General features: G+C 64.9%; 24 protein-coding genes and 2 tRNA genes. 16 read left to right on the top strand and 10 right to left on the bottom strand.

The genetic code is table 11. The annotated features are described in order from the left end of the window. The first annotated feature begins 35 nt into the window (after window positions 1-35). Window positions 36-500: a thioesterase family protein gene (locus AB0366_RS19445; protein WP_366245345.1), complete on the top strand. Its 465-nt coding sequence runs from the start codon at window positions 36-38 to the stop codon at window positions 498-500. Then, complete coding sequence (locus AB0366_RS19440; protein WP_366245344.1) at window positions 493-1,182, top strand: hypothetical protein; 690 nt, start codon at window positions 493-495, stop codon at window positions 1,180-1,182. The genes AB0366_RS19445 and AB0366_RS19440 overlap by 8 nt, the downstream gene beginning before the upstream one ends. On the opposite strand, the gene AB0366_RS19435 is transcribed toward AB0366_RS19440, so the two are convergent. Further along, the gene (locus tag AB0366_RS19435; RefSeq protein ID WP_366245343.1) at window positions 1,179-2,762 is read right to left on the bottom strand and encodes a glycoside hydrolase family 13 protein; all 1,584 of its coding nucleotides are present in this window, start codon (window positions 2,760-2,762) and stop codon (window positions 1,179-1,181) included. The genes AB0366_RS19440 and AB0366_RS19435 overlap by 4 nt on opposite strands. A gap of 211 nt (window positions 2,763-2,973) precedes the next feature. On the opposite strand from AB0366_RS19435, the gene AB0366_RS19430 reads away from it, so the two are divergent. Beyond that, window positions 2,974-3,441, top strand: coding sequence for a cupin domain-containing protein (locus AB0366_RS19430; protein WP_366245342.1), 468 nt, complete (start codon window positions 2,974-2,976; stop codon window positions 3,439-3,441). A gap of 19 nt (window positions 3,442-3,460) precedes the next feature. Here AB0366_RS19430 and AB0366_RS19425 read toward each other — a convergent pair whose 3' ends face one another. Next, window positions 3,461-3,856 carry a globin gene (locus AB0366_RS19425; RefSeq protein ID WP_032394607.1) on the bottom strand — a complete coding sequence of 132 codons (396 nt, stop codon included), beginning with the start codon at window positions 3,854-3,856 and terminating at the stop codon, window positions 3,461-3,463. A gap of 51 nt (window positions 3,857-3,907) precedes the next feature. Then, window positions 3,908-4,867, bottom strand: a complete 960-nt coding sequence (locus tag AB0366_RS19420) for a mechanosensitive ion channel family protein (RefSeq protein WP_121872310.1) — start codon at window positions 4,865-4,867, stop codon at window positions 3,908-3,910. A gap of 231 nt (window positions 4,868-5,098) precedes the next feature. Here AB0366_RS19420 and AB0366_RS19415 point away from each other — a divergent pair, with 231 nt between their 5' ends. The 3 genes from AB0366_RS19415 to AB0366_RS19405 all read left to right on the top strand — a co-directional run bounded on the left by AB0366_RS19415 (window position 5,099) and on the right by AB0366_RS19405 (window position 6,557). Further along, on the top strand, window positions 5,099-5,761 hold the full coding sequence (locus tag AB0366_RS19415) for an HNH endonuclease (protein ID WP_183130115.1): 663 nt from the start codon (window positions 5,099-5,101) through the stop codon (window positions 5,759-5,761). 81 nt (window positions 5,762-5,842) lie between these two features. After that, entirely contained in the window at window positions 5,843-6,094 is a 252-nt protein-coding gene (locus AB0366_RS19410) for a membrane protein (protein WP_032394605.1), read from the top strand. Next, on the top strand, window positions 6,081-6,557 hold the full coding sequence (locus tag AB0366_RS19405) for a DUF5130 family protein (RefSeq protein WP_366245341.1): 477 nt from the start codon (window positions 6,081-6,083) through the stop codon (window positions 6,555-6,557). The genes AB0366_RS19410 and AB0366_RS19405 overlap by 14 nt, the downstream gene beginning before the upstream one ends. Window positions 6,558-6,647: 90 nt before the next feature. Here AB0366_RS19405 and pepN read toward each other — a convergent pair whose 3' ends face one another. After that, window positions 6,648-9,221, bottom strand: coding sequence for an aminopeptidase N (gene pepN, locus AB0366_RS19400; RefSeq protein WP_366245340.1), 2,574 nt, complete (start codon window positions 9,219-9,221; stop codon window positions 6,648-6,650). A gap of 158 nt (window positions 9,222-9,379) precedes the next feature. Between pepN and AB0366_RS19395 the strand changes: the two genes are divergently transcribed. Continuing rightward, on the top strand, window positions 9,380-9,997 hold the full coding sequence (locus tag AB0366_RS19395) for a DsbA family protein (protein WP_121869448.1): 618 nt from the start codon (window positions 9,380-9,382) through the stop codon (window positions 9,995-9,997). Window positions 9,998-10,058: 61 nt separating this feature from the next. Here AB0366_RS19395 and AB0366_RS19390 read toward each other — a convergent pair whose 3' ends face one another. Next, complete coding sequence (locus AB0366_RS19390; protein ID WP_366245339.1) at window positions 10,059-10,721, bottom strand: DUF429 domain-containing protein; 663 nt, start codon at window positions 10,719-10,721, stop codon at window positions 10,059-10,061. Between the two features lie 16 nt (window positions 10,722-10,737). On the opposite strand from AB0366_RS19390, the gene AB0366_RS19385 reads away from it, so the two are divergent. Next, entirely contained in the window at window positions 10,738-11,217 is a 480-nt protein-coding gene (locus AB0366_RS19385; RefSeq protein ID WP_037193169.1) for a ribose-5-phosphate isomerase, read from the top strand. Further along, window positions 11,218-12,012 (top strand): DNA-formamidopyrimidine glycosylase family protein, encoded by a 795-nt coding sequence (locus AB0366_RS19380; protein WP_366245337.1) that lies wholly within the window; start codon window positions 11,218-11,220, stop codon window positions 12,010-12,012. Here AB0366_RS19380 and AB0366_RS19375 read toward each other — a convergent pair. Both AB0366_RS19375 and AB0366_RS19370 read right to left on the bottom strand, forming a co-directional pair. Then, window positions 12,009-12,761 (bottom strand): DUF1542 domain-containing protein, encoded by a 753-nt coding sequence (locus AB0366_RS19375; protein WP_366245336.1) that lies wholly within the window; start codon window positions 12,759-12,761, stop codon window positions 12,009-12,011. The genes AB0366_RS19380 and AB0366_RS19375 overlap by 4 nt on opposite strands. 109 nt (window positions 12,762-12,870) lie before the next feature. Continuing rightward, a tRNA-Gly gene (locus AB0366_RS19370) sits at window positions 12,871-12,944 on the bottom strand. Window positions 12,945-13,114: 170 nt separating this feature from the next. Here AB0366_RS19370 and AB0366_RS19365 point away from each other — a divergent pair. The 5 genes from AB0366_RS19365 (at window position 13,115) to clpX (ending at window position 17,672) form a co-directional block, all read left to right on the top strand. After that, window positions 13,115-13,188, top strand: a tRNA-Pro gene (locus AB0366_RS19365). Between the two features lie 103 nt (window positions 13,189-13,291). Then, window positions 13,292-14,671, top strand: a complete 1,380-nt coding sequence (gene tig, locus AB0366_RS19360) for a trigger factor (protein WP_366245335.1) — start codon at window positions 13,292-13,294, stop codon at window positions 14,669-14,671. Window positions 14,672-14,754: 83 nt separating this feature from the next. After that, window positions 14,755-15,405: an ATP-dependent Clp protease proteolytic subunit gene (locus AB0366_RS19355; RefSeq protein ID WP_082898933.1), complete on the top strand. Its 651-nt coding sequence runs from the start codon at window positions 14,755-14,757 to the stop codon at window positions 15,403-15,405. A gap of 47 nt (window positions 15,406-15,452) precedes the next feature. Beyond that, window positions 15,453-16,094 (top strand): ATP-dependent Clp protease proteolytic subunit, encoded by a 642-nt coding sequence (locus tag AB0366_RS19350; protein ID WP_008715342.1) that lies wholly within the window; start codon window positions 15,453-15,455, stop codon window positions 16,092-16,094. A gap of 297 nt (window positions 16,095-16,391) precedes the next feature. Next, the gene (clpX, locus tag AB0366_RS19345; protein ID WP_032394600.1) at window positions 16,392-17,672 is read left to right on the top strand and encodes an ATP-dependent Clp protease ATP-binding subunit ClpX; all 1,281 of its coding nucleotides are present in this window, start codon (window positions 16,392-16,394) and stop codon (window positions 17,670-17,672) included. Window positions 17,673-17,751: 79 nt separating this feature from the next. Here the strand turns inward: clpX and AB0366_RS19340 are convergent, their stop codons facing one another. The 3 genes from AB0366_RS19340 to AB0366_RS19330 form a co-directional block, all read right to left on the bottom strand. Next, window positions 17,752-18,564: an N-acyl homoserine lactonase family protein gene (locus AB0366_RS19340; protein ID WP_366245334.1), complete on the bottom strand. Its 813-nt coding sequence runs from the start codon at window positions 18,562-18,564 to the stop codon at window positions 17,752-17,754. Between the two features lie 8 nt (window positions 18,565-18,572). Continuing rightward, entirely contained in the window at window positions 18,573-19,931 is a 1,359-nt protein-coding gene (locus tag AB0366_RS19335; protein ID WP_366245333.1) for an MFS transporter, read from the bottom strand. 180 nt (window positions 19,932-20,111) lie between these two features. Further along, window positions 20,112-20,789 (bottom strand): TetR/AcrR family transcriptional regulator, encoded by a 678-nt coding sequence (locus AB0366_RS19330; protein WP_366245332.1) that lies wholly within the window; start codon window positions 20,787-20,789, stop codon window positions 20,112-20,114. A 110-nt stretch (window positions 20,790-20,899) separates the two neighbouring features. Here AB0366_RS19330 and AB0366_RS19325 point away from each other — a divergent pair, with 110 nt between their 5' ends. Then, window positions 20,900-21,787 (top strand): shikimate dehydrogenase, encoded by an 888-nt coding sequence (locus tag AB0366_RS19325; RefSeq protein ID WP_366245330.1) that lies wholly within the window; start codon window positions 20,900-20,902, stop codon window positions 21,785-21,787. Beyond that, complete coding sequence (locus tag AB0366_RS19320; RefSeq protein WP_366245328.1) at window positions 21,784-23,673, top strand: TIM barrel protein; 1,890 nt, start codon at window positions 21,784-21,786, stop codon at window positions 23,671-23,673. The genes AB0366_RS19325 and AB0366_RS19320 overlap by 4 nt, the downstream gene beginning before the upstream one ends. Window position 23,674: the final 1 nt, after the last annotated feature.

The following is a 23,674-nucleotide window of genomic DNA, read 5'->3' as shown; positions in this document are numbered from 1 at the left end:
TCGCCGACACTCGACCGAGAAGAGGGAACGACCACGTGAGTGTGCCCGACGCCCATCTGTCCGACCAACGACCTGCAACCGCGCGAGTGGGCTTTCATGCCACCGTGGACGTGCGGTGGTCGGATATGGATGTGTATCAACACATCAACCATGCCCGGATGGTCACTCTCCTCGAAGAGGCACGTATTCCCTGGCTGTTGGTGGACGGGAGGCCGACGGCGAACCTGCGCCACGGAGCGGTGATCGCGGATCTGCACGTGAAGTATCGGGGCCAGCTCCGGCACGAGGACGGCCCCCTCGATGTCTTCATGTGGATCGACGCGGTACGAGCGGTGGACTTCGTCGTCGGATACGAGGTGCGGGCCCGTGGTGCCTCACTGGACACCCCGGCCGCCGTGGTGGCGTCGACGCAGATCGCGGCGTTCGATATCGATGCGCAGCGGTTGCGTCGGCTCACCCCGACCGAGCGTGAGTTTCTCGTGAGCTGGCAGCGTGTATGAGCGCGTCCTGACCGTGCCCGATGCGGTCGAGCGGGAGAACCTCGCGACGTTCTGCACCAGGGCGCTGCGTCTCGACGAAGCTGCGGTGATCCGTATGCGGACCCGAGCGGGCGGCGGTGTGTCCTGCTGGGCGGCAACGGGTTTCGATGCGCTGGCGGCGCGGGTGATCACCGGAACCATAGTGCCCGACGACACCAGTGCCGGTGCCGACGTGTTGGTCGCGGCGGTGGCGCAGGCGGCCGACGGTGTCATCGACCCGGGATTCTCGATGGATTCCGCGTGGCGCGGTGCCCTGCCGCCGGACGGTGGATTCGGCCACCTCGACGATGTGCCCGCCAGGGTGCTCGTGGGCCTCGCACAACGCGGCGTTGCACTGGCCAAGGAGCACGGCAGCAGCCACGGACCGCCGAGTTCGTTGCTCGAACAGGAAGTTCTGCACGTCGCAGGCGACGCCGACGACGTCTCGATCACCATGCGGACGGTATTCGCGCTCACCGCAATGGGTTTCGTTCCGCACAGCGGCAATGATCCGTTGACTGTCGACGTCGACCCGGATCGGATCGCGCCCGACGAGGTCGTTCGCGTGCGGGTGTCGAAGGTCTGGCTACGCCTCGACGCCCGTTACGGCTCGGTCTTCGCTCGTCGCGCGGGACAGCAGTTGTCGCTCACCGTCGAGCGTTAGACGAGCCACGCAGCAGCGTTCGCCGGGAGTCTTCCGTCCACCAGCGGGGCGCTGGTCAGCAGCAACTCACCGGGAGGCAGCGGGATCGACTCCTCCGACGCGTTCAAGGCGCAGATCAGACCGCCGCGTCGACGAAACGCCAGGCACCCGGGAGGTGACCCATACCAATCGATTCCGTTGCCGGTGAATTCCGGACGCAGAGCCCGCAGCTCGAAGGCCGTCCGATAGAGACTGAGCATCGAATCGACGTCTTCGAGTTGTGCCTCGGCGGTGTACCCGTCCCACTCCGGCGGCATCGGCAACCAGGTTCGATCGGTGGAGGAGAACCCGAACGGCGGTGTGTGCCCCTCCCACGGCATCGGCACCCGACAGCCGTCGCGGCCACGCTCGGCGTGCCCGGATCGCTCCCACACCGGATCCTGCAACGCACTGTCGGGAAGCTGTACGTTGGGCAACCCGAGTTCGGCACCGTTGTACACGAAAATCGTTCCGGGAAGCGCCAATTCGACGAGGATCATGGCGCGGGAGCGTGCCCGACCGAGGTCCCCGCCGCCGTACCGGGTGACCTCGCGCTCGACGTCGTGGTTCGACAGCGTCCACGTCGGAGTTCCGTCGACCAGCTCGACTGCGGCAAGGGAATTGGAGATGGCATCGCGGATGGTTGCGGCATCGAAATCGACACTGGCCAGCCGGAAGTTGAAGCCGACGTGCAACTCGTCGGGTCTGATGTACTCCGAGAATCGCACATTGTCCTGCACCCAGATCTCGCCCACGGTCACCGCGTCGGGGAATTCGTCCATGACGGCTCTGATGCGTCGATGCAGGTCGTGGACCCGAGGATTGTTGAACCGGGGATCGTCGTCGTCGTTCTTCATCAACGCGTTGAGTTCGAGACTCATGTCGGCCAGCTCCACCGGTTTGGCCATACCGTGCGCCACATCGAGTCGGAAGCCGTCGACGCCGCGGGAGAGCCAGAATCTCAGGGTGCGCGCGAAGTCGTCGAACACCTCGGGATTGTTCCAGTTCAGATCCGGCTGCTCGGGCGCGAAGATGTGCAGGTACCACTGGCCGGGGGAACCGTCGGGCTCGGTGATGCGGGTCCAGGCCGGGCCACCGAAGATGCTCGGCCAGTTGTTCGGCGGCTGCGAACCGTCTTCACCACGTCCGTCTCTGAAGATGTAGCGGGCTCGCTCGGCGCTACCGCGCGCAGCCGTCAGAGCCGCTCTGAACCACGGGTGCTCGCTGCTGGTGTGGTTGGGCACCAGATCCATCGTGACCTTGATGTCGCGCGCATGAGCTTCGTCGACCAACGCGTCGAAAATCTCCAGGTTGCCGAACAGGGGGTCGATGTCGCGGGGATCGGATACGTCGTACCCGTGATCGGCCATGGGCGACCGCGTGATGGGACCGATCCAGACCGCGTCGATACCCAGCAGTTCGAGGTAGCCGAGCTTGTCTCGAATTCCGTCGAGGTCGCCGATGCCGTCACCGTTGGAGTCCGCGAACGACCGGGGGTAGATCTGGTAGAAGACGGCGTCCTGCCACCACAGCAGCTCGGAGCTTTCGATCGGATCGGTCACAAGGGGCAATAGTGCCAAACGATCGGCCGCGGAACGATTCAGGGGCGTTCGGGCGCGACCGGCGGCGGAATCGTAGGTCAACGAACAGTAAAGCTTTGTGCTCATTCACATGACCGACTCCTGCCGGTTCGTTGGGAAAGTGTTGTATGTTCTGCTCCTGAAACCAGTAGCGGCGGAAGCCGCGCCCGACTGTGAGGACGCGACGGAAACCATGATCACTTCGACCATCGAAGCCGTACGACTCGGCGATATCGCGCTCGACGACAGCCCCATCGAGCCGACCTGGATTCTCGAAGGAAACCCGCAGGCGCGCCTCGCCGAGTGGTCGAAGAGCATCGACGGCACCACCACCACCAACGTGTGGGATTGCACGGCGGGACGTTTCCGCTGGTACTTCGCCGTCGACGAGATCGTGCACATCATGGACGGTTCGGTGACCGTGTCGAGTGACGACCACGCACCGCGCACCCTGATCCCCGGCGATGCCGCGCTTTTCCGTGCGGGCACCTGGTCGGAGTGGCACGTGGACAACTACGTACGCAAGCACGCCATCCTGCGCCAGCACCTGCCCGCGCCCGTGAGCTTCGGGCTCAAGGTGGCCGGTTCCGTTCGCGCCCGCGTCGGCAAGCTCAAGGCCGCCGTCGGTGGCAAGAGCCCGCAGCGCGTCGGATCGCTGTAACCCACCGCGCTCTCGGCGCTCAGATCGCCGAGTTCATCATCGAATTGGCGGCCATCTCCATGTAGTCGATCAACTGGGCTCGGTGCGCGGAGTCCATGACCTTCGGGTCTATCGACGCGATCGCGATGTGCATGCAGCGAAGCCACGCGTCTCGCTCCATCGGTCCGATCCGAAACGGGTTGTGACGCATCCGCAATCGAGGATGACCGCGCTCGTCGGAGTACGTCCGCGGACCGCCCCAGTACTGCTCGAGAAACATCCGCATCCGCCGTTCGGCCGGTGCCAGATCCTCCTCCGGGTACAACGGTCGCACTATCTCGTCCTTGGCGACTTCCTCGTAGAACTTCGCCGTGAGTGACCGGAACGTCTCGGCACCGCCTACCGCGTCGTAGAACGTCTGCTGCGGTTCGGTCATCACACTCTCTCTGTTCGTTCCTGGTCGGCGTCGGTCACCATCATGGTCTGTTCAGTTGCCGCGCTCGGCCACGACCCCACCCGGACGACCCAGTGCGTACGGTGCCTTGATGTCGGCATCGTCGAATGCCTGGAGTATCTCCTGGTGGAGTCGGCGCTGCACGGCCCACTGACGTCCGGGGCGGGTCTTGATCGTGATGCGGATGGTGACCGTGTCGGCGCTGACCGCGTTGACTCCGAGCATCTCGGGCGGTTCGAGGATGTCGCTGGCGAAGTCCTTCGACTCCACCACCTCCAAGGTGGTGCGTTCGGCGACCGCGCGGGCCTCGTCGATGTTGGCCGTGTGGGAAACCGGCAGATCGAGAACGGCGACCGCGAAGCCCTGACTCATGTTGCCCACGCGCAACACCTCGCCGTTGCGGCAGTACCACACCGTGCCGTTGACATCCCTGATCGTCGTGACGCGCAGCCCCACGCTCTCGACCGTGCCGGTCGCTTCACCGAGGTCGACGACGTCACCCACTCCGTACTGATCCTCGAGGAGCATGAAGATGCCCGACAGAAAGTCTCGGACCAGGTTCTGGGCACCGAAGCCCAAGGCGACACCGACGATTCCGGCCGAGGCGATGAACGGAGCGACGTTGACCCCGACGACATCGAGCACCGAGAGCACGAACCACGTGAGAATCATGACCGAGACGGCCGACTTGAGCACCGAGCCGATCGTGTTGGCCCGTTGTTTGCGCCGCTCGTTGAGAATCGCGCCCTTGACGGTGCTCGACGACCGGTCGCGGAGCGGACGCAACAGCATCGGAGACTTCCCGACGTTGTTGCGGGTGAATCGGTCGATCAGTTTGTGCAGGACGAGACGCAGCACGATGGCGAGGGCCAGATAGCCCAGAGCCTGCAGCGGACGATCGACCAGCCAGTCGCGTCCGGTATCGGTCAGCTCGAAAGCTCGGGTGTCGAGATCTCGCAACAGCGACGGTTCGGGGAGCGGCGATGCGGACAGGAAGGTTGATACGGACACCCGAAAAGTCTACGGAGACGCAGAAATCTTGCCAGTCACCCAGCGCATGGAGCCGTCGATGGTCGATCGTGAACGCGAGGACGCGAGATGTTCACCGAGCGGCAACAGAAAATGCCGAGAAAAAGGCTGTGCGTGGACGGTGCATTCGTGTTCCACTGTGACTCGTGTTCCACGCAAGCCATGCGCGGGCGCCGACTGTCTCTGGAGCAACGCATGAAGAACTCGCAACACCGCCATCGACAACTCCCGCCCACTGAGGGCCGCACCACGCACGACCAGCGTGAGACGGCCTCGGGGGCTTCTCCGCTGCGTGTGGTGCCGACGGCCCACAGTGCCACGGGCGACGACGCCGTACCGGCGTGGGTCAAGCGCCGTGTGCTGCTCCTCAATGCCACATTCGAACCACTGACCGCGCTTCCGATGCGCCGGGCGGTGGTTCTTCTCGTTTGTGGGAAAGCCGACGTGGTGCACGACGATCCGGAGGGGCCGTTCATTCGATCCGCGGACTTCTCGGTCCAGGTGCCGTCGGTGATCAGATTGCGGACGTTCGTCCGTGTTCCGTACCGCGCTCGGGTGCCGATGACGCGCGCCGCGCTGATGCACCGCGACCGGTTCCGGTGCGCGTACTGCGGAAGCAAGGCCGAAACCGTCGACCACGTGGTGCCGCGTAGCCGCGGAGGTGGCCACTCGTGGGAGAACTGCGTCGCCTGCTGCGCCTCGTGCAACCATCGCAAGGCGGACAAACTGCTCAGTGAGATCGGCTGGACGTTGCGCGCCCAGTTGGTGCCGCCGAAGGGTCCGCACTGGCGACTGCTGGCGACGACGAAGGAGCTCGACCCGAGTTGGCTCGCGTATCTCGGTGAGGGTGCTGCCTGACGCGGTCGCGTCTGCACATTTCGGTCACAACACCGGCCCCGACGTGGTCCGACGCGCAATTGTCGACTAACGTCACACCCTGTGAGCATTTTTGAGACCACGCTGATATTCGGGGTGATTCCGGTTGCGGTGATCGGACTCCTCGGCGCGTTGTCCTACTTGACCGACAAGCAGCCCGGTATGGACGTTCCGCCCTACCGACTGACGGACGAGTGGACGCGCGAGCCATTGCTGTGGAGTGCTACGGACGAGGTGACTCCCTTCGGAGGCCACGGTTCGCACGACGCCGACACAGCCGACTCGATCGGAGGTTCCGCAAGTGGCAAGTGGTGAACTCGTCCGCAGTGACGTCAGAGAAGAAGACCTGCCCTTCGGGTCCGCGCTCACCTCGAGCGGCCGCGTCTCGGCGGCTCACGAGTTCGGGACGAGCAATCCCGAGCACCTGCCGTTCGCGACGCAGGACCTGGTTGCGCTCGACGATGCCCTCACCCAGGCAATTCGGCAGACCAAGATCCGGTTCAACGTCTACATCGGTGATCTCGGCGTCGATCCCGCCGCGGGTGCGGATGCGGTGTTCCCCGGCACACCCGATGCCATCCGCTCGGTGCTGATCGCCGTCGACCCCAATCGGCATGCTCTCGAGATCCGCACCGGCAGGCGAGTGTCCAACCGGGCGACCGACCGGGTTGCACAGTTGGGTGTCACAGCCGCGCTCGGCCCGTTCCGCGACGGCAACCTCATCGACGGTCTGGTCACGTCCGTCCGGGTGATGACCGCGTCCATCCTGAGCCCCTAGCTCTTCACCTTCCGACCGCGCTCCGACGACGAGGGCCGGTTGCTCCACCCTTCGGTGAGCAACCGGCCCTCGTCGTCGATGCCGTCGAGATCAGCTCGCGTCGAACTCCCGCGCAGCGAGAGCCCGAACGATGCCGGCCCGGCCCTCGATCACCAGGCGTCGGAGTGCAGGCGGCAGGTCGCGGTCGAGAAACTCGTCCGCCGCAGCGAGGGATTCCTCGGAGATCGACCAGGACGGGTACAGCCCCACCACGACGGTCTGCGCGACCTCGCTCGAACGACGTGCCCAGACGCCTTCGATGGCGTCGAAATAGCGGGCGACGTACGGTTCGAGCAGCTCGCCCTGACCTGGGCCGGCGAAGCCGCCGATGATCGAGCGTGCCGTGATGTTGGGAACCGCATCGTCGTCGACCACTGTCGTCCAGGCCTGCTCCTTGACCTCCGCGCTGGGCCGAGCGGCTCGTGCAGCCGCTGCCGACCGGGCTCCGGCGGCTGTGTTGTCTTCGGCCGCCTCGGCGTCGATCACCGGTGAGTCCAGGCCGTCGGCGTCGATCGCACCGGCACCGGCCAGCGCCGTGACGATGCGCCAGCGCAGATCGGTATCCACGCCGAGGCCGGCCAGAGACTGCCCCTCGACATCACCGTCGAGCAGAGCCCTCAGCACGTCGGTGTGACGGTCGCCGAGTTCGATGCCGGTGAGAGCATTGACGAATGCCAGCTGGTGATCCGAGCCTGCTTCGGCGCTGCGCGCCAATTCGAGCAGTGCATCGGCGAACTCGGGGGTACCGTGCTCGGCCGCCCATGCCGGATCGGCGTAGCTGGAGATAGCGGTCTGGGCTTGCACCAGAAGACGTTGCACCACACCCACTTCCGTCTCACCGCCGATTCCGCGCTGGACGAGGGCCACGAAGTCACGCGCCTTCATCTCGGCGGATCGAGTCATCTCCCAGGCCGCCGACCACGCAAGGGTGCGGGGGAGTGGTTCGGCGATGTCGCCGATTCGAGCGAGAAGGACGTCGAGCGAATCCGGGTCGAGACGCACCGCGCAGTACGTCAGATCGTCGTCGTTGACGAGCACGAGCTTGCCGCGCGAGACACCCACCAGCGCGTCGACATTCGTCGACTCTGCAGCGTCGAGGTCGAGCTCGACGCGGTCGGTGCGCACCAGCTTGCCGTCGACGTCGTCGTAGATGCCGATCGCGATGCGGTGTACGCGACGCTCACCCGCGCCCGGGGCCGCACCGGTCTGCGACACTGCGAACCGGGTGAACTTGCCATCGGCGTCGACGTCGAAGTCGGGGCTCAGAGTGTTCAGACCGGTGGTGCGCAACCACTGGGCACCCCAATCGGAGAGATCGCGTCCCGAAGACTTCTCCAGAGCGGCAAGCAGATCCGAGAACGTGGCGTTGGCAAAGGCATGATCGACGAAGTACGCCCGCAACCCGGCGAGGAAGTCCTCCTTACCGACGTAGGCCACCAGTTGCTTGAGCACACTCGCACCCTTGGCGTAGGTGATGCCATCGAAGTTGACCTCCACCGCCGCGAGATCGGGAATGTCGGCGGCGATGGGGTGCGTCGAGGGCAACTGGTCCTGTCGGTACGCCCAGGCCTTCTCGACGTTGGCGAAGGTGGTCCACGCGTTGGTGTACTCGGTCGCCTCGGACTGGCACAGCACCGAGGCGAACGTCGCGAACGACTCGTTGAGCCACAGGTCGTCCCACCACGTCATGGTGACCAGGTCGCCGAACCACATGTGCGCCATCTCGTGCAGCACGGTCTCGGCGCGACGCTCGTACGACGCGCGGGTCACCTTGGACCGGAAGACGTAGTCCTCCAGGTACGTGACGGCACCCGCGTTCTCCATGGCACCGGCATTGAACTCGGGCACGAAGAGCTGGTCGTACTTGCCGAAGGCGTAGGGAGTGCCGAAGTTCTCGTGGTAGAAACCGAAGCCCTGCTTGGTCTCGGTGAACAGGCGCTCCGCGTCCATGTGCTCGGCAAGTGATGCGCGGCAGTAGATTCCGAGGGGAATGGTGCCGTGATCGTCGGTGTACGAGTCGGTCCACTCCGCGTACGGCCCGGCGATCAGCGCGACGAGGTAGGTGCTCATCAACGGTGTCGTGTCGAACACGTGCTCGCCCGCTGCAGGCTCGGCGGCGTGCGCGGCATTGGAGATGACGGTCCAGCTCTCCGGCGCGGTGACCTTCAGATCGAAGGTGGCCTTGAGGTCGGGCTGATCGAAGCAGGCGAACATGCGCTTGGCATCGGCGGTCTCGAACTGCGAGTACAGGTAGACCGTGCCGTCCGACGGGTCGACGAAGCGGTGCAGTCCCTCTCCGGTGTGCGAGTAGAGGCAGTCCGCGTCGATGACGAGTTCGTTGTGCTCGGCCAGATTCTCGAGCCCGAGGCCCGTCGACTCGTCGTAGTTCGCGGTATCGACATCGGTGCCGTTGAGCGTCGCGGAGCGGATCGTGCTCGCGATGACGTCCACGAAAGTCGACGCCCCGGCGGTGGCCGCGAACGTGATGGTGGTGAGCGAGCGGAACGTCTTCTCGCCCGGATTGCCCTCGCCGTCGGTGAGATCGAGAACGATCGCGTACTTCGTTTCCCCGATGATCGCCGAGCGCTCGGAGGCTTGGTCACGCGTCAGGTTGGGAGCAACCACTTCAGTCGACACCTCTTCGTGTAGTTATGGATAGTGCCTTCCATCCCATCACGTCACGCGTATCCCGCGCTGGCCGACGGGCCGTGCGGAATGTCTGCGCGGTGGGCGGTTGTTACGCAATGAAGAGACGTTGACCTCGACTTCCAAGGAGTAGGACAGTGGCCGGTTCAGGACAGAAAGACACTGCGGATTTTTGGTTCGACCCACTGTGCCCGTGGTGTTGGATCACCTCGCGGTGGATTCTCGAGGTGCAGCAGGTGCGAGACATCGACGTGAACTTCCACGTCATGAGCCTGGCAGTGCTGAACGAGGGCCGCGATCTGCCCGAGGAGTACGCCGCGATGATGAAGAAGGCCTGGGGGCCGGTCCGCGTGGCGATCGCCGCAGCCAAGCTGAAGGGTGACGAGATCCTCGCGCCACTGTATGCGGCCATGGGAACGCGAATTCACAACGAGGGCAACAAGGATTTCGACGTCGTGATCGCGGAGTCGTTGGCAGAACTGGACCTGCCCGGTGACCTTGCGAAGGCCGCCGAGAGCACGGACTACGACGAGGACCTGCGGACCAGCCATCACGCAGGTATGGACAAGGTCGGACCCGACGTCGGCACCCCGACCATTCACGTCAACGGCGTGGCCTTCTTCGGCCCTGTGCTCTCCCGGATCCCGCGCGGCGAAGAGGCAGGCAAACTCTGGGACGCATCGGTGATCTTCGCGTCGTACCCGCACTTCTTCGAGCTCAAGCGCAGCCGCAACGAGGATCCGCAGTTCGACTGACAGCGCTGCCCTCGTGCGTGGAAACTCGTAGTAGGAGTCGAGCTTTCACGCACGAGGGGCGCTAGGCCACGATCCGATCCGAGCCGTCCTCGGTACCGAAAGTCAGATGCTCGCCGACGTGAAATCGCCTTGCCGACCACGCCGCTGCGGCCGCGTCGAGGAAGTCGTCGACGGCGGGTCCGGGCGGTAGATCCGCCAGATCGACGCGATCGCTCCAGCGCATCAGGGCGGACAACCGCTGCCCGACGCCCCGGCCGGTCTTCTTCGACGCGAACGTCGTCGTCGGTGACATGGCCCGGAACGAGCATTCGGGATGTACCTCGACGTACCTGTCGGGGTCGAAATCCGCATCGCGCCACGCCTTCACGGAAGGCAGGATGTGCCACGTCTGCTTGCTGATCGCCTTGCCGGTGAGCTGCCGAGAAACCGCACACGCTTCGGGATACGACTCGGCGGCGAGCACGTCGACGACCGGCGTGTGAAAGATGGAGCTCCGCGCCGTACTCAGAAACCCCTTCGCCTCCAGTTCGCTGACGCGATAGCCGTGCTCGGGCAACGACAGCGGCATGTCGACGCCCACCCGTGCGCAGTCCCGTGTCACCTCGAGCACCTCCGTCACCGACGCACACTCGATCCACGTCAGCGTCGCCTCGGCGAAGAACGCGACCACCCACGCGCCTTTCGCACCGTCCACACCGGCGAATTTCTCGGCTACGGAGTTCACCTGTCAGACTCTAGGCATGCGCGTATACCTGGGTGCCGACCACGCCGGCCTCGAGTTCAAGAATCAGATCATCGAACACCTGACGGCAACCGGGCACGAGCCCGTCGACTGCGGTGCCTTCGACTACGACCCCGTCGACGACTACCCGGCATTCTGCATCGACGCAGCACGCCGCGTCGTCGCCGACCCGGGTAGCCGCGGCCTGGTGCTCGGCGGTTCCGGAAACGGCGAGCAGATCGCAGCCAACAAGGTGCCGGGCGCTCGCTGCGCGCTGGCGTGGAGCGTCGAGACCGCCAAGTTGGCCCGCGAGCACAACGACGCCCAGCTCATCGGCATCGGTGGCCGCATGCACACCCTCCCCGAAGCCCTCGCCATCGTCGACGCCTTCCTCGGTACCCCGTTCTCGGGCGAGGAGCGCCACCAGCGCCGCATCGACATTCTGTCCGAGTACGAGCGCAGCGGCGAGGCACCCGTCGTGCCGGGAAAGCCCGAGTAGGTGCCCGAGGGGCACACCCTGCACCGACTGGCTCGGTTGCATCAACGTCGGTTCGGCGGGGCACCGGTCGAGGCGAGCAGCCCGCAGGGGCGCTTCACCTCCGGTGCCGCGCTGATCGACGGTCTCGTACTGGAGAAGGCTGAGGCCTGGGGCAAGCATCTGCTGCACCGATACGAGTCCGATCTGATCGTGCACATCCATCTCGGCCTGTACGGGAAGTTCACCGAACAGGCTGTGCCGCTGGACGATCCAGTGGGTGCCGTGCGGCTGCGCATGGTGGGGGAGAAGTACGGAACCGACCTGCGCGGCCCCACGGCCTGCGAGATCTACACCGAGGAGCAGGTCGACGCCCTGGTGGCGCGCCTGGGGCCGGACCCGTTGCGTAAGGACGCCGACCCCGACGGAGCATGGGCACGAATCTCCAAGTCGCGCACAGCAATCGGCACGTTGCTGATGGACCAGAAGGTGCTCGCCGGCGTCGGAAACGTCTACCGCGCCGAGATTCTGTTCCGACACGAGATCAACCCCATGCGCCCGGGCAAGGACCTCGACCGATCCGAGTGGGACGCGATCTGGTTCGACCTCGTCGAACTGATGAAGATCGGTGTCCGACGCGGTCGCATCATCACCATCCGACCAGAGGACGATCACGGCGACACCTACGGTGCCCGGCGGCCGCGCTCGTACGTCTACCGCAGGCAGGGATATCCCTGCCGAGTGTGCGGAGCCGACATCCTGCACTCGGTGCTGCAGGCTCGAAACCTGTTCTGGTGCCCGGTCTGCCAGGCGACCTAGAAACCGAGGTCCATGCCGCCGCCGTCGCCGCCGAACATGCCGTCTCCGCCTATGTCGTCGCCACCACCGCCGGAGTAGTCGTCGCCGGACCCATCGCCCCCGCCGTCGGCTCCCGTGTCGCCGCCGGCTGCAGTCTCTTCCGGAACCCCGGCCATGCCGGAGAACATGGCCGAGAACAGGAACATCGACCCCATTCCCCACGCGCCTGCGACCAGCGCCGGACGCCACCACGGCTCGGAGTACCAACCTGCGGGCACCGGACGGCCGGCGACTCGGCCACCCGGGTAGTAGTTCGGGGTGCGATCGGACGGATCCGGTGATGCCGCGATCTCACGGCCCTCGAAGTCGACCTTGCGGTCCTCGGTGACTCGACCCGCCTGCTGCTGGCCGTCGATGCCCTGCACCTCCGGGCCTGGGTCCATGCCCATCGCCAGGCGCGCGGCACGGATGTAGTAGAGCCCCTCGAGCGCCGTCTGCTTGGCCAGTCGGGCCTGTTCGGGGGTAGTGGCCTGATCGATCTGCGAACCGGCGGCGATGTTGCGTTCGGACGCGTCGGCCAAGGCCTGCTTGGACGGTGTATCCGTGCCGATCAGGTTGTAGACCTGACCGCCGAGGCGTTCGATCGACTGCCGGGCATCGGCCTTGGCGTCGGCCAGTGCGGTTTCGGCCGCCGCAGCGGAGTTCTTCTTGCTTCGCAGCACCAACAGGGCCACTGCGGCGATGACGATGACGATCAGGACGATTTCCACTGCGGACCTTCCGCCGACGGTGCATGCCCGGTTCGTACGGACAATTCGGACACCGTCCAGGGTACGCGGACACGAAAAAGCCCCGCACTACCAGTGCGGGGCTTTTCGATGGAGCCGATGACGAGAATCGAACTCGCGTAGCCTGTTTGGAAGACAGGGGCTCTACCATTGAGCTACATCGGCATGCAAACAACAGTCGTGGGATCGCCAGTTCCGTCGCCTGCGTTTCAAGACTGTACCCAACGCCGCCGCCGGATTCCAAACCGGCCCGCCGCGACCGGTTCGTCCGAACGTCATCGGTGGGGCGCCCACGGGGGGCTACTATCGGTTGCTGTTCAATGGTGTCCGTACGACGGGGTGTGGCGCAGCTTGGTAGCGCATCCGCTTTGGGAGCGGAGGGTCGCAGGTTCAATTCCTGTCACCCCGACAAAAGAGAGCCGCAGGCACGGCTCGCCGTGTTCGTGGCGAGCGAGAGCAGACAGCAAGCCAGAACCACCAGCAAGCAAGAACCACCAGAAGGAGCATGTCCCGTGAAGAGCACCGTCGAGCAGCTGAGCCCGACGCGAGTCCGTATCAACGTTGAGGTGCCCTTCGAGGAGCTCAAGCCTGATTTCGACCGCGCGTACAAGGCTCTGGCTCAGCAGATCCGCCTCCCCGGCTTCCGTCCCGGCAAGGCTCCGGCCAAGTTGCTGGAGGCTCGCGTCGGCCGTGGTGCGGTTCTCGAGCAGGTCGTCAACGATGCTCTTCCCGCCCGCTACTCCGAGGCCGTGACCAACGAGAAGGTCAAGGTCATCGGACAGCCCGAGATCGAGATCACCAAGATCGAGGACGGCACCGAGCTCACGTTCACCGCCGAGGTCGACGTCCGCCCCGAGATCGAGCTGCCCGACTACTCGACCATCAGCGTCGTCGTCGATCCGCTCGAGATCAAGGACGAGGCCGTCGACGAGCAGCTGCAGTCGCTGCGCCAGCGTTTCGGCACCCTGACCGGTGTCGACCGTCCCGTCCAGTCGGGCGACTTCGTCTCGATCGATCTCTCGGCCACCGTCGACGGCGAGAACGTGGAAGAGGCAACCGCGAGCGGACTGTCCCACGAGGTCGGCTCCGGCCAGCTCATCGAGGGACTCGACGACGCGATCATCGGCGTCTCCGCGGACGAGTCGAAGGAGTTCACCTCGACTCTGGTCGCCGGTGAATACGCAGGCAAGGAAGCCGTCGTCACGGTCAAGGTCGTGTCCGTCAAGGAGCGCGAGCTGCCCGAGGCCGACGACGAGTTCGCTCAGCTGGCCAGCGAGTTCGACACGTTCGACGAGCTGCTCGCCGATCTGAAGACGCGCGTCGAGCGGGTCGCGAAGGTCGAGCAGGCCGGTCAGATCCGCGACAAGGTGCTCGAGACGCTGCTCGAGACCCTCGAGATTCCGGCTCCCGAGGCCGTCGTCAAGGCCGAGGTCGATTCCCAGGTGCACGAGGCCATCCACGGCCTCGACCACAACGAGGAAGCACTCGCCGAGCTGCTCGAGTCGCAGGGTTCGAGCCGCGAGGAGTTCGACAAGGACGTCAAGGAAGGTGCCGAGAAGTCGGTGCGTACCCAGCTCCTTCTCGATGCGATCGCCGACGCAGAGAACACGCAGGTCGGGCAGGAAGAGCTCACCGAGCGGATCATCTTCCAGGCGCAGCGCTACGGCATGCCGCCCGAGCAGTTCATTCAGCAGGTGCAGCAGGCCAACCAGCTCGGTGCCGTGTTCGCCGATGTCAAGCGCGGTAAGGCGCTGGCTTCGGTCGTCGAGCGCGTCACCGTGACCGACACCACCGGCGCGAGCGTCGACACCGCGGAGCTGTTCGGCAGCCCCGCCGATGCTCCCGACGAGGTCGAAGCAGCAGATTCTTCCGAGGGCGAACAAGAGAAGTAACGCTCACAGCGAACGACGGCGGTTCCGGGACTCCGGGGCCGCCGTCTTTCGTTAGTGTCTGTGTCAGGAACCAACGATTTGTTATGGAAAAGGCAGGTACCGTGACTGTTCAGAATCCGGCGGCTTCGCACCAGCAGAGTCCCGTCATGACTTCGGCTGCAGCAGGGCTGAATCTCAGCGACTCCGTGTACGAGCGTCTGCTTCAAAACCGCATCATTTTCCTCGGTACCCAGGTCGACGACGACATCGCCAACAAGTTGTGCGCTCAGATCCTGCTGCTCTCGGCCGAGGACCCCACTCGCGACATCGCGCTGTACATCAACTCGCCCGGTGGCTCGGTCACCGCGGGTATGGCCATTTTCGACACGATGGAATTCGCCGAGTGCGACATCGCGACCTACGGAATGGGCCTGGCTGCCTCGATGGGGCAGTTCCTGCTCTCGGCCGGTGCCAAGGGCAAGCGTTACGCCCTGCCGCACGCGCGCATCATGATGCACCAGCCTTCGGCCGGTATCGGCGGCAGCGCCTCCGACATCGCCATCATGGCCGAGCAGTTCGCGCACACCAAGCGCGAGATGGCAGAGCTGATCGCCCTGCACACGGGTCAGACCGTCGAGCAGATCACCGAAGACTCCGATCGTGACCGCTGGTTCACGGCGCAGGCCGCCAAGGAATACGGGTTCGTGGATCACGTCGTCAGCCGTGCGCGGCAGGCCGGCGGAATCGGCGAGTAATTCGGCCGCTCCCGGCGACCCTCGATCACTTACATCTTGGAGAAACGATGACAAACCTGTTCGACCCCAATCAGCTGCCGTCCTCCCGATACATCCTGCCCTCCTTCGTCGAGCACTCCAGCTACGGCGTCAAGGAATCGAACCCGTACAACAAGCTGTTCGAGGAGCGCATCATCTTCCTCGGCGTCCAGGTCGACGACGCGTCCGCCAACGACGTCATGGCGCAGCTGTTGGTGCTCGAGGGACTCGATCCCGACCGAGACATCACGATGTACATCAACTCGCCCGGTGGCTCGTTCACCTCGCTGATGGCGATCTACGACACGATGCAGTACGTCCGCGCCGATGTTGCGACCGTCTGCCTCGGCCAGGCCGCGTCGGCCGCGGCCGTCCTGCTCGCCGCAGGCACCCCCGGTAAGCGTGCGGCGCTGCCCAACGCACGCGTGCTGATTCACCAGCCCTCGAGCGGTGGCATCCAGGGCCAGGTGTCCGACCTGGAGATCCAGGCCGCCGAGATCGAGCGCATGCGTCGACTCATGGAGACCACCCTCGGCCGCCACACCGGCAAGGATCCCGACGTCATCCGCAAGGACACCGATCGCGACAAGATCCTCACCGCGGAACAGGCCAAGGACTACGGGATCATCGACACCGTGTTCGAGTACCGCAAGCTCTCTGCCCAGAAGTAGCAGAGCGAGTACCACCGGTCGGACCGAACAGGTCCGGCAGAAGATTCCGACGCCGGGTGTGAGTGTGAAACTCCGCCCGGCGGTCGCGATCGACGACCCGAATGCTGCATTCGGCGAAATCGGGTGGCGAATCACCGGAAACAACCCGCCCATGTTCGGCGAACACGGGTACCGTCGCATCCAAGAACTCGGTCGACCGAAGTCGGCATGACGACAGACCGAGAAGTAGCCCACGAAGGTTTCGGCCACACCCGGTCGGCGTGGGTCGTACGCGGACAAGGAAGTAGGAACCTCCGAATGGCACGCATCGGTGACGGTGGCGATCTGCTGAAGTGCTCCTTCTGCGGCAAGAGCCAGAAGCAGGTCAAGAAGCTCATCGCTGGACCAGGGGTGTACATCTGCGACGAGTGCATCGACCTCTGCAACGAGATCATCGAAGAGGAATTGGCAGAGTCGAGCGAGGTCAAGCTCGACGACCTCCCCAAGCCCTCCGAGATCAAGGACTTTCTCGAGAACTACGTGATCGGCCAGGACGCTGCCAAGCGCACCTTGGCCGTAGCGGTCTACAACCACTACAAGCGCATCCAGGCCGGTGACAAGGCGCGCGACGTGCGAGGCGAATCCGTCGAACTGGCGAAGTCGAACATCCTCATGCTCGGACCGACGGGCTGCGGAAAGACCTACCTCGCGCAGACTCTGGCCAAGATGCTCAACGTGCCCTTCGCCATCGCCGACGCCACCGCCCTCACCGAGGCCGGCTACGTGGGCGAGGATGTCGAGAACATCTTGCTCAAGCTGATCCAGGCCGCGGACTACGACGTCAAGCGCGCCGAGACCGGCATCATCTACATCGACGAGGTGGACAAGATCGCTCGCAAGAGCGAGAACCCGTCGATCACGCGTGACGTGTCCGGTGAAGGCGTGCAGCAGGCGCTGCTCAAGATCCTGGAAGGAACTCAGGCCAGCGTGCCGCCGCAGGGTGGTCGCAAGCATCCGCATCAGGAGTTCATCCAGATCGACACCACCAACGTGCTCTTCATCGTCGCCGGTGCATTCGCCGGACTCGAGAAGATCGTGTCCGATCGGGTCGGCAAGCGCGGGCTCGGATTCGGAGCCGAAGTTCGCTCGAAGGCCGAGATCGACACGCAGGATCACTTTGCCGAGGTGATGCCGGAGGATCTGATCAAGTTCGGTCTGATTCCCGAGTTCATCGGTCGACTGCCGATGATCGCGTCGGTGACGAACCTGGACAAGGAATCGCTCGTGACGATTCTGTCCGAGCCGAAGAATGCGCTGGTCAAGCAGTACCGCCGCTTGTTCGACATGGACGGCGTCGAGCTCGAGTTCACCACCGAGGCCCTCGAGGCAATCGCCGACCAGGCCATTCTCCGCGGAACCGGTGCTCGTGGACTGCGCGCCATCATGGAAGAAGTTCTGCTTCCGGTGATGTACGACATCCCGAGCCGCGACGACGTGGAGAAGGTCGTCGTGACTGCCGAGACCGTGAACGACAACGTGCTGCCGACCATCGTGCCGCGCAAGCCCGAGCGTCCGGAGCGCCGTGACAAGTCCGCCTGATTCGCGCCGATCGACCTGCTGAACAACGACGAATCCCCGACCTCATCGCGAGGTCGGGGATTCGTCGTTGTCGCTGTACTCAGCCGATGATCACGGCGTGCGCGCCGGGGGCGTCGGTCACGGCGGGGAATCGGTGTCGGACCAATGGATCGTGGCCGGGTACGACGGTGCCGGTGCCGGCGGCGAGCTCTCGAATTCGGTCGAAGGCCCCGTACATGTCGGGCAGCGCGTGCAGGATCGCGAACGGGCTGTCGTCCTCGAAGTTCTCGTAGAAATGACTGGCGTCCGAGGCTAGCACCACCGGGCCGCGGTCGGTGTTCACTCTGACCACCTGCATGCCTGCGGTGTGTCCGCCGACGGCGTGGACGGACAGCCCCGGGAACAGGACGAGATCGCCGTCGACGAGGTCGAGCCGAGTGCCGCGATCGGCGGTTTCGATGTGTTCGGTGTCGGCTCGCGAGTGCAGCCATCGTTCTCGGGTGATGCGGGCGGCCCACGGCCCGGTCCAGTATTCGTGTTCTGTGCGCTGCACCACGTATCGCGCAGTCGGGAGCTCTGCGACGACCCCGGTGTGGTCGTAGTGCAGGTGGGTCAGGATGCAGGTGTCGATGTCATCCGGTGCCAGGCCGAGTTCGCCGAGCAGGTCGATGGGAGACCCGTGATAGTCGAGCCCGTCAGTCGATTCTGCTGTGGCCGGGGAAATCCCGGCGTCGATCAGTACCGTGCGGGTCTTCGAGAGGGCGAGCCACACGTAGTAGGCCACCGTCTGGCTTTCGGTACTGCGCTCGTCACGTTGATGAAAGAGTTTGCTGCGCAATGCCGTTCGGCTGGCATACTGCAGGGCGAGCACCGTCCAGGTGCCCGCCACTGCAGGTCGAAGTGCGTCGATCACGATCTCGGTCAGACCGACGCGACGCGCGCGCTGTCGGTGGTGCGGGTCGGAACACCGAGCTCGTCGGTGGGGGTACGGAAGGTCTCCTTCGAAGTCGCGACGATCACGACGTTGATGGTGCAGAAGACCGCGGTGACGATCGCGACGGGGAGCCACGCACCGACCTCGGCTCCAGCGATCGCGCCTGCGATGGTCGGCGCGAAACCTGCGATGGCGAAACCGATCTGGGTTCCCAGTGCGGTTCCGGTCAGGCGAACCCTGGCCGGGAACATCTCGCCGTAGAACGAGGGCCAGACGCCGCCGGTGGCGCTGTGCACGAAACCGAACATCACGATGCCGAAGACGAAGATGAGGACGTAGTTGCCGCTCGAGATGGACCACAGGTAGCCGAACATCAGGACCGCGCAGCCGATGGAGCCGAACAGGAACACCGGCTTGCGGCCGATGCGATCCGACAGTGCACCGAAGAAGGGCAATGCGAAGAGTGCGACGACGTTGGCGAGAACGCCGACCCACAGCATCGGGGTGCGTTCGAGGCCGACGGTGTTCACGGCGTAGGACAGTGCGTAGACGGTGAAGATGGTGCTGACGGAGGCGATGACGGCGGCCAGCATGACGCGGACCACGGCTGGCCGATGCTCGCTGAGCAGTTCGGCCACGGGCAGGCGCTGCGGCTCGTTGGAGGCCACTGCTTCCTCGAAGACCGGTGTCTCGTCGAGCGAACGGCGGATGACGAAGGCGGCGACGACGACGAAAGCACTGAGGAAGAACGGGATTCGCCAACCCCAGCTGAGCAGTGCTTCCTCGGGGAGCATGGCGACGGGCAGGAACACCGCGGTGGCGAGAATCTGTCCGCCCTGGGTGCCGCTGAGGGTGAAGCTGGTGAAGAACGCGCGCCTGTTGTCCGGGGCGTGTTCGAGCGTCATCGAGTTCGCTCCGGCCTGCTCACCGCCGGCGGAGAATCCCTGGCACAACCGAAGCAGCACGAGGATGATGGGCGCGGCGATGCCGATGGATTCGTACGAGGGCAGCACGCCGACCCCCAGGGTGGCGACACCCATCAGCAGGACGGTGGCGACCATGACCTTCTTGCGTCCGTAGCGATCACCGATGTGGCCGAGGACCAGTGCGCCGAGCGGGCGTGCGAGGTACCCGACGCCGAAGGTGGCCAGGGCCAGCAGGGTGCCGGTCGCCGGGTTGGAGCCCGGGAAGAACACGCGGCCGAAGACGAGTGCGGCCGCGGTGCCGTAGATGAAGAAGTCGTAGTACTCGAGGGCGCTTCCGACCCACGCGGCGGTCGCCGCTTTGCGCGGGTTCGCCCCGGGGCGAAGCGGCGTCGGGTGGGTGCCAGGGGTGTGCGAATCCATCGTTCTCGTGTCTCTCTTCGTGAGGCGGGGGAGCGTAGGCGCTGGTCGACGACGCGCTTCTCGGCGATCGGACCGCTAATGTACTAAATGGTTAACACCGGGTGCCTCTGAATAGTGAACGTGATCCATGCCACGTGTCAACCCCTGACGTGACGGGACCTACCGAGAAAGTGTGAAATGTCAGCGAGAAGGCGAGGTCAGGTACGCGATGATCATGTCGCCGAGCATCGAGCGCAACCGCTCTCGATGCTCCGGATCGGTGAGGTCGCGGCCGAAGAGGGCCTCGAAGGTGTACCGATTCGACAGCCGGAACACGCAGAAGCTGCTGATCGTCATGTGCACGTCGAGGGCGTCGACGTCGGTGCGGAACACCCCGTCCGCCTGCCCTCGCGCCAGGATGCTCGACAGCAGTTCCGCGGCGGGATTGCCGAGGTTGCTCAATGCCTCGGACGTGGAGATGTGTTCCCCGCGCAGGATGTTCTCGGTGGAGACCAGGCGGATGAAGTCGGGATTCTCCTCGTGATGATCGAACGTCAGTGATGCGATGGCGCGAATGGCCTCGACCGGTCCGAGGCCCTCGACGTCCACGTCTCGTTCACGCTCGCGAATGCGCAGGTACGACCGTTCGAGTACGGCCTTGTACAGGCCCTCCTTGTCGGTGAAGTAGTAGTACAACATCCGCTTGGTCGTGTGCGTGCGCTCGGCGATCTCGTCGATGCGCGCCCCTGCGAAGCCCTTGTCCGCGAACTCCTCGGTGGCCACCTCGAGGATGTTGTGCCGGGTCAGGTCGCTGTTGCGTCGACGCTTGACGGTGGGTCCGCTGCTGTCGTCGGACATATCGGTTGCGCGCGGAGCCATGGATCAACTCTATCGGTGCAGATTGCGGCGAAAGGGTTGGGCGCGAGCCGAACGCGTAGTACCGTCGAGCTAATTCACCAATTCGTACATTAAGGCTCGAGGAGATCGACATGCCGGAATCCCTGCTCTGCGGACTGATCGGGACGGGTATCGGCAAGTCGCTCACGCCCGCGATGCACGAACGAGAGGGCTCCGAGCACGGGCTGACCTACCAGTACCGGATCATCGACCTGGACAGGCGTGGACTGACCGTAGAGGACCTGCCCCGTCTCGTTTCCACCGCAGCGGACCTCGGATTTCGAGGACTGAACATCACGCACCCGTGCAAACAACGCGTCATCTCCTGCCTCGATGCGCTCTCCGAGGACGCTGCCCGGCTCGGAGCCGTCAACACCGTGGTGTTCGCCGATGGCCGAGCCGTCGGCCACAACACCGACTGGTCCGGGTTCGATCGCAACTTCGCCCGCGGCCTACCCGGTGCCGATATCGGTGACGTGGTGCAACTCGGTGCCGGGGGAGCAGGGGCAGCCGTTGCCTACGCGATGGCCCGCCGCGGCGCAGGCAGACTCACCCTCGTGGACGCCGATCCGCTTCGCGCGCAACAACTCCGAGAATCCTTGTCGGTGATGTTCCCGGACGTCGAGATCCTCTCGGCAGGCCTCGACCGGCTCGCCACCGTTCTCGAAACCGCAACCGGCCTGGTGCATGCCACTCCGATCGGAATGGTCGAACATCCCGGATCTGCTGTGCCCGAGGCACTGCTGCGTCCGAGGATGTGGGTCGCCGAGGTCGTGTATCGACCGGCCGAGACCGAATTGCTCGCTGCTGCATCCCGGGCGGGGTGCAGAACGCTCAGCGGAACCGGAATGGCGGTGTTCCAGGCCGCCGACGCCTTCGAGATATTCACCGGACGCACCGCCGACGCCGATCGAATGATCGCGCACATGAGCGCGCTGATCGCACTGGAGGATCGCGCGACCGCAGGTGTCCTCGCATGACGTACATCGCCACGTCGGTGGCCACGGTATCGCTCAGTGGTTCGCTGGACGAGAAGATGCGCGCCATCGCAGACGCCGGGTTCGACGGTTTCGAGGTGTTCGAGCCGGACTTGATCAGCTCACCTGACCTTCCAGAGGACATCGCGAAGAAGGCAGCCGACCTCGGCTTGACCCTCGATCTCTATCAGCCCTTTCGCGACGCAGACTCGGCCGACCCGGAACAGTTCGCCCGCAATCTCGTTCGCGCCGAACACAAATTCGACGTGATGGAACAGCTGGGTTGCGATCTGCTGTTGGTCTGCTCCTCGCCGCTGGCCGGTGCCGTCCGTGACGACGCCCTGCTGGTCGAACAGATGGCAACCCTCGCCGAGCGTGCGCATCGACGCGGAATGCGACTGGCGTACGAGGCGTTGGCGTGGGGTGCCCACGTCAGCACCTACCGCCATGCCTGGGACATCGTCCGGCAGGTCGATCATCCCGCGCTGGGAACGTGCCTGGACAGCTTCCACATCCTTTCTCGCGGTGACGATTCCGCCGGCATTCGCGAGATCCCCGGCGAGAAGATATTCTTCCTCCAGCTGGCCGACGCCCCGCACCTGGTGATGGACGTACTGCAGTGGAGCAGGCACCACCGGTGCTTCCCCGGGCAGGGCAGCTTCGATCTGGCGCGCTTCGGAGCCGATGTCGCTGCCTCCGGGTATTCCGGCCCGTGGTCGCTCGAAATCTTCAACGACGTCTTCCGGCATTCCGACACCGGTCGTACGGCATCCGACGCGCATCGGTCGCTGCTGTACCTCCAGGAACAGGTGCGCGGCGTCGAAACTCCCTCCGCCGGCAACGATCTGTTCGCGCCGCCACCGCCGGGTCCGATCGAGAACGTCGTCTCCCTGCGGATCGCGGCAGGGCCGGCGAAGGCAGCGCAGCTGGGCACCACATTGCGGCACCTGGGCTTCGATCTGACCGCAGCACACAGCGAACACGGTCTCAGCCTGTTCACCCAGGGTCCGCTGGCCGTCGCCGTCGACACCACGGTGGACACGCTCTGGACCGCACCGGGCGTCCCGGCGCATCTACCGGCCCTGGCCCAGATAGGGATTCGCAGCGAGCGCCCGGATCAGTGGCTGACTCGGGCCCGCGCACTCGGAGTCACCGCGTCCACCGTCTCCATGCCCGGTGTGGCAGACGCGACCGAAGCCGTGGTGCGCCTGGCCGTGACCGGTGCAACGTCGCTGGACCTACGCACCCGCGACAGTGCGGGTGCCTGGCAATCGGCATTCGATCTGGTGCCCAGGGTGGTGGAAGAGAACGAGGCGTGCGTCTCGCACGTGGATCACATCGCACTCGCCGTGCCTGCCGAGAGCTGGGACGGCGTGATGCTGCTGCTGCGCTCGGTGTTCGGCATGGTGCCACACGAGGGCCAGGACGTCGTCGACGCGATAGGCCTGGTACGAAGCAGGGCCCTCACCCTCGCCACCGCCAACGGCACGATTCGACTCTCGCTCAACATGGTTCCCGGCCGCCCGTCCGACTCGGACCCGCTGCCTGCGGCCCGGCGCGGAGGCGTCGGGCATGTGGCGTTCGGGTGCGAGGACATCTACGCCGCAGCGAGAGCGACAACCGAACGCGGGCTCACTCCGCTCCGGATCTCGCCCAACTACTATCGCGATCTCGACGCGCGATTCGGACTCGGCTCCGAGACCTTGGACGCGATGCAGCGTCTGGGGATCCTGTACGACGCGGACGCGACCGGCGGTGAGTTCTTCCACTTCTTCACCGAAACCGTGGGCGACGACCTGTTCTTCGAGGTGGTCCAGCGAGTGGGTGGCTACGAGGGCTACGGGGAGACCAATTCGGCTGTGCGACTGGCGGCGCAACTGCAGTACTGAC

Origin of the sequence: Rhodococcus sp. NPDC076796, assembly GCF_040702765.1 — a bacterium.
In the GTDB taxonomy this organism is placed as follows: Bacteria; Actinomycetota; Actinomycetes; order Mycobacteriales; family Mycobacteriaceae; genus Rhodococcoides.
The sequence above is the reverse complement of the archived record's forward strand: the minus strand, read 5'-3'. Positions and strand labels throughout refer to the sequence as shown.

What these genes read in the sequence shown, in the direction of transcription:
- AB0366_RS19430 (WP_366245342.1), top strand. Translation starts at nt 2,974, where the DNA reads ATGATCACTTCGACCATCGAAGCCGTACGACTCGGCGATATCGCGCTC.
- AB0366_RS19425 (WP_032394607.1), bottom strand. Translation starts at nt 3,856, where the DNA reads ATGACCGAACCGCAGCAGACGTTCTACGACGCGGTAGGCGGTGCCGAG.
- AB0366_RS19415 (WP_183130115.1), top strand. Translation starts at nt 5,099, where the DNA reads ATGAAGAACTCGCAACACCGCCATCGACAACTCCCGCCCACTGAGGGC.
- AB0366_RS19385 (WP_037193169.1), top strand. Translation starts at nt 10,738, where the DNA reads ATGCGCGTATACCTGGGTGCCGACCACGCCGGCCTCGAGTTCAAGAAT.
- AB0366_RS19355 (WP_082898933.1), top strand. Translation starts at nt 14,755, where the DNA reads ATGGAAAAGGCAGGTACCGTGACTGTTCAGAATCCGGCGGCTTCGCAC.
- AB0366_RS19350 (WP_008715342.1), top strand. Translation starts at nt 15,453, where the DNA reads ATGACAAACCTGTTCGACCCCAATCAGCTGCCGTCCTCCCGATACATC.
- clpX (WP_032394600.1), top strand. Translation starts at nt 16,392, where the DNA reads ATGGCACGCATCGGTGACGGTGGCGATCTGCTGAAGTGCTCCTTCTGC.
- AB0366_RS19335 (WP_366245333.1), bottom strand. Translation starts at nt 19,931, where the DNA reads ATGGATTCGCACACCCCTGGCACCCACCCGACGCCGCTTCGCCCCGGG.
- AB0366_RS19330 (WP_366245332.1), bottom strand. Translation starts at nt 20,789, where the DNA reads ATGGCTCCGCGCGCAACCGATATGTCCGACGACAGCAGCGGACCCACC.
- AB0366_RS19325 (WP_366245330.1), top strand. Translation starts at nt 20,900, where the DNA reads ATGCCGGAATCCCTGCTCTGCGGACTGATCGGGACGGGTATCGGCAAG.
- AB0366_RS19320 (WP_366245328.1), top strand. Translation starts at nt 21,784, where the DNA reads ATGACGTACATCGCCACGTCGGTGGCCACGGTATCGCTCAGTGGTTCG.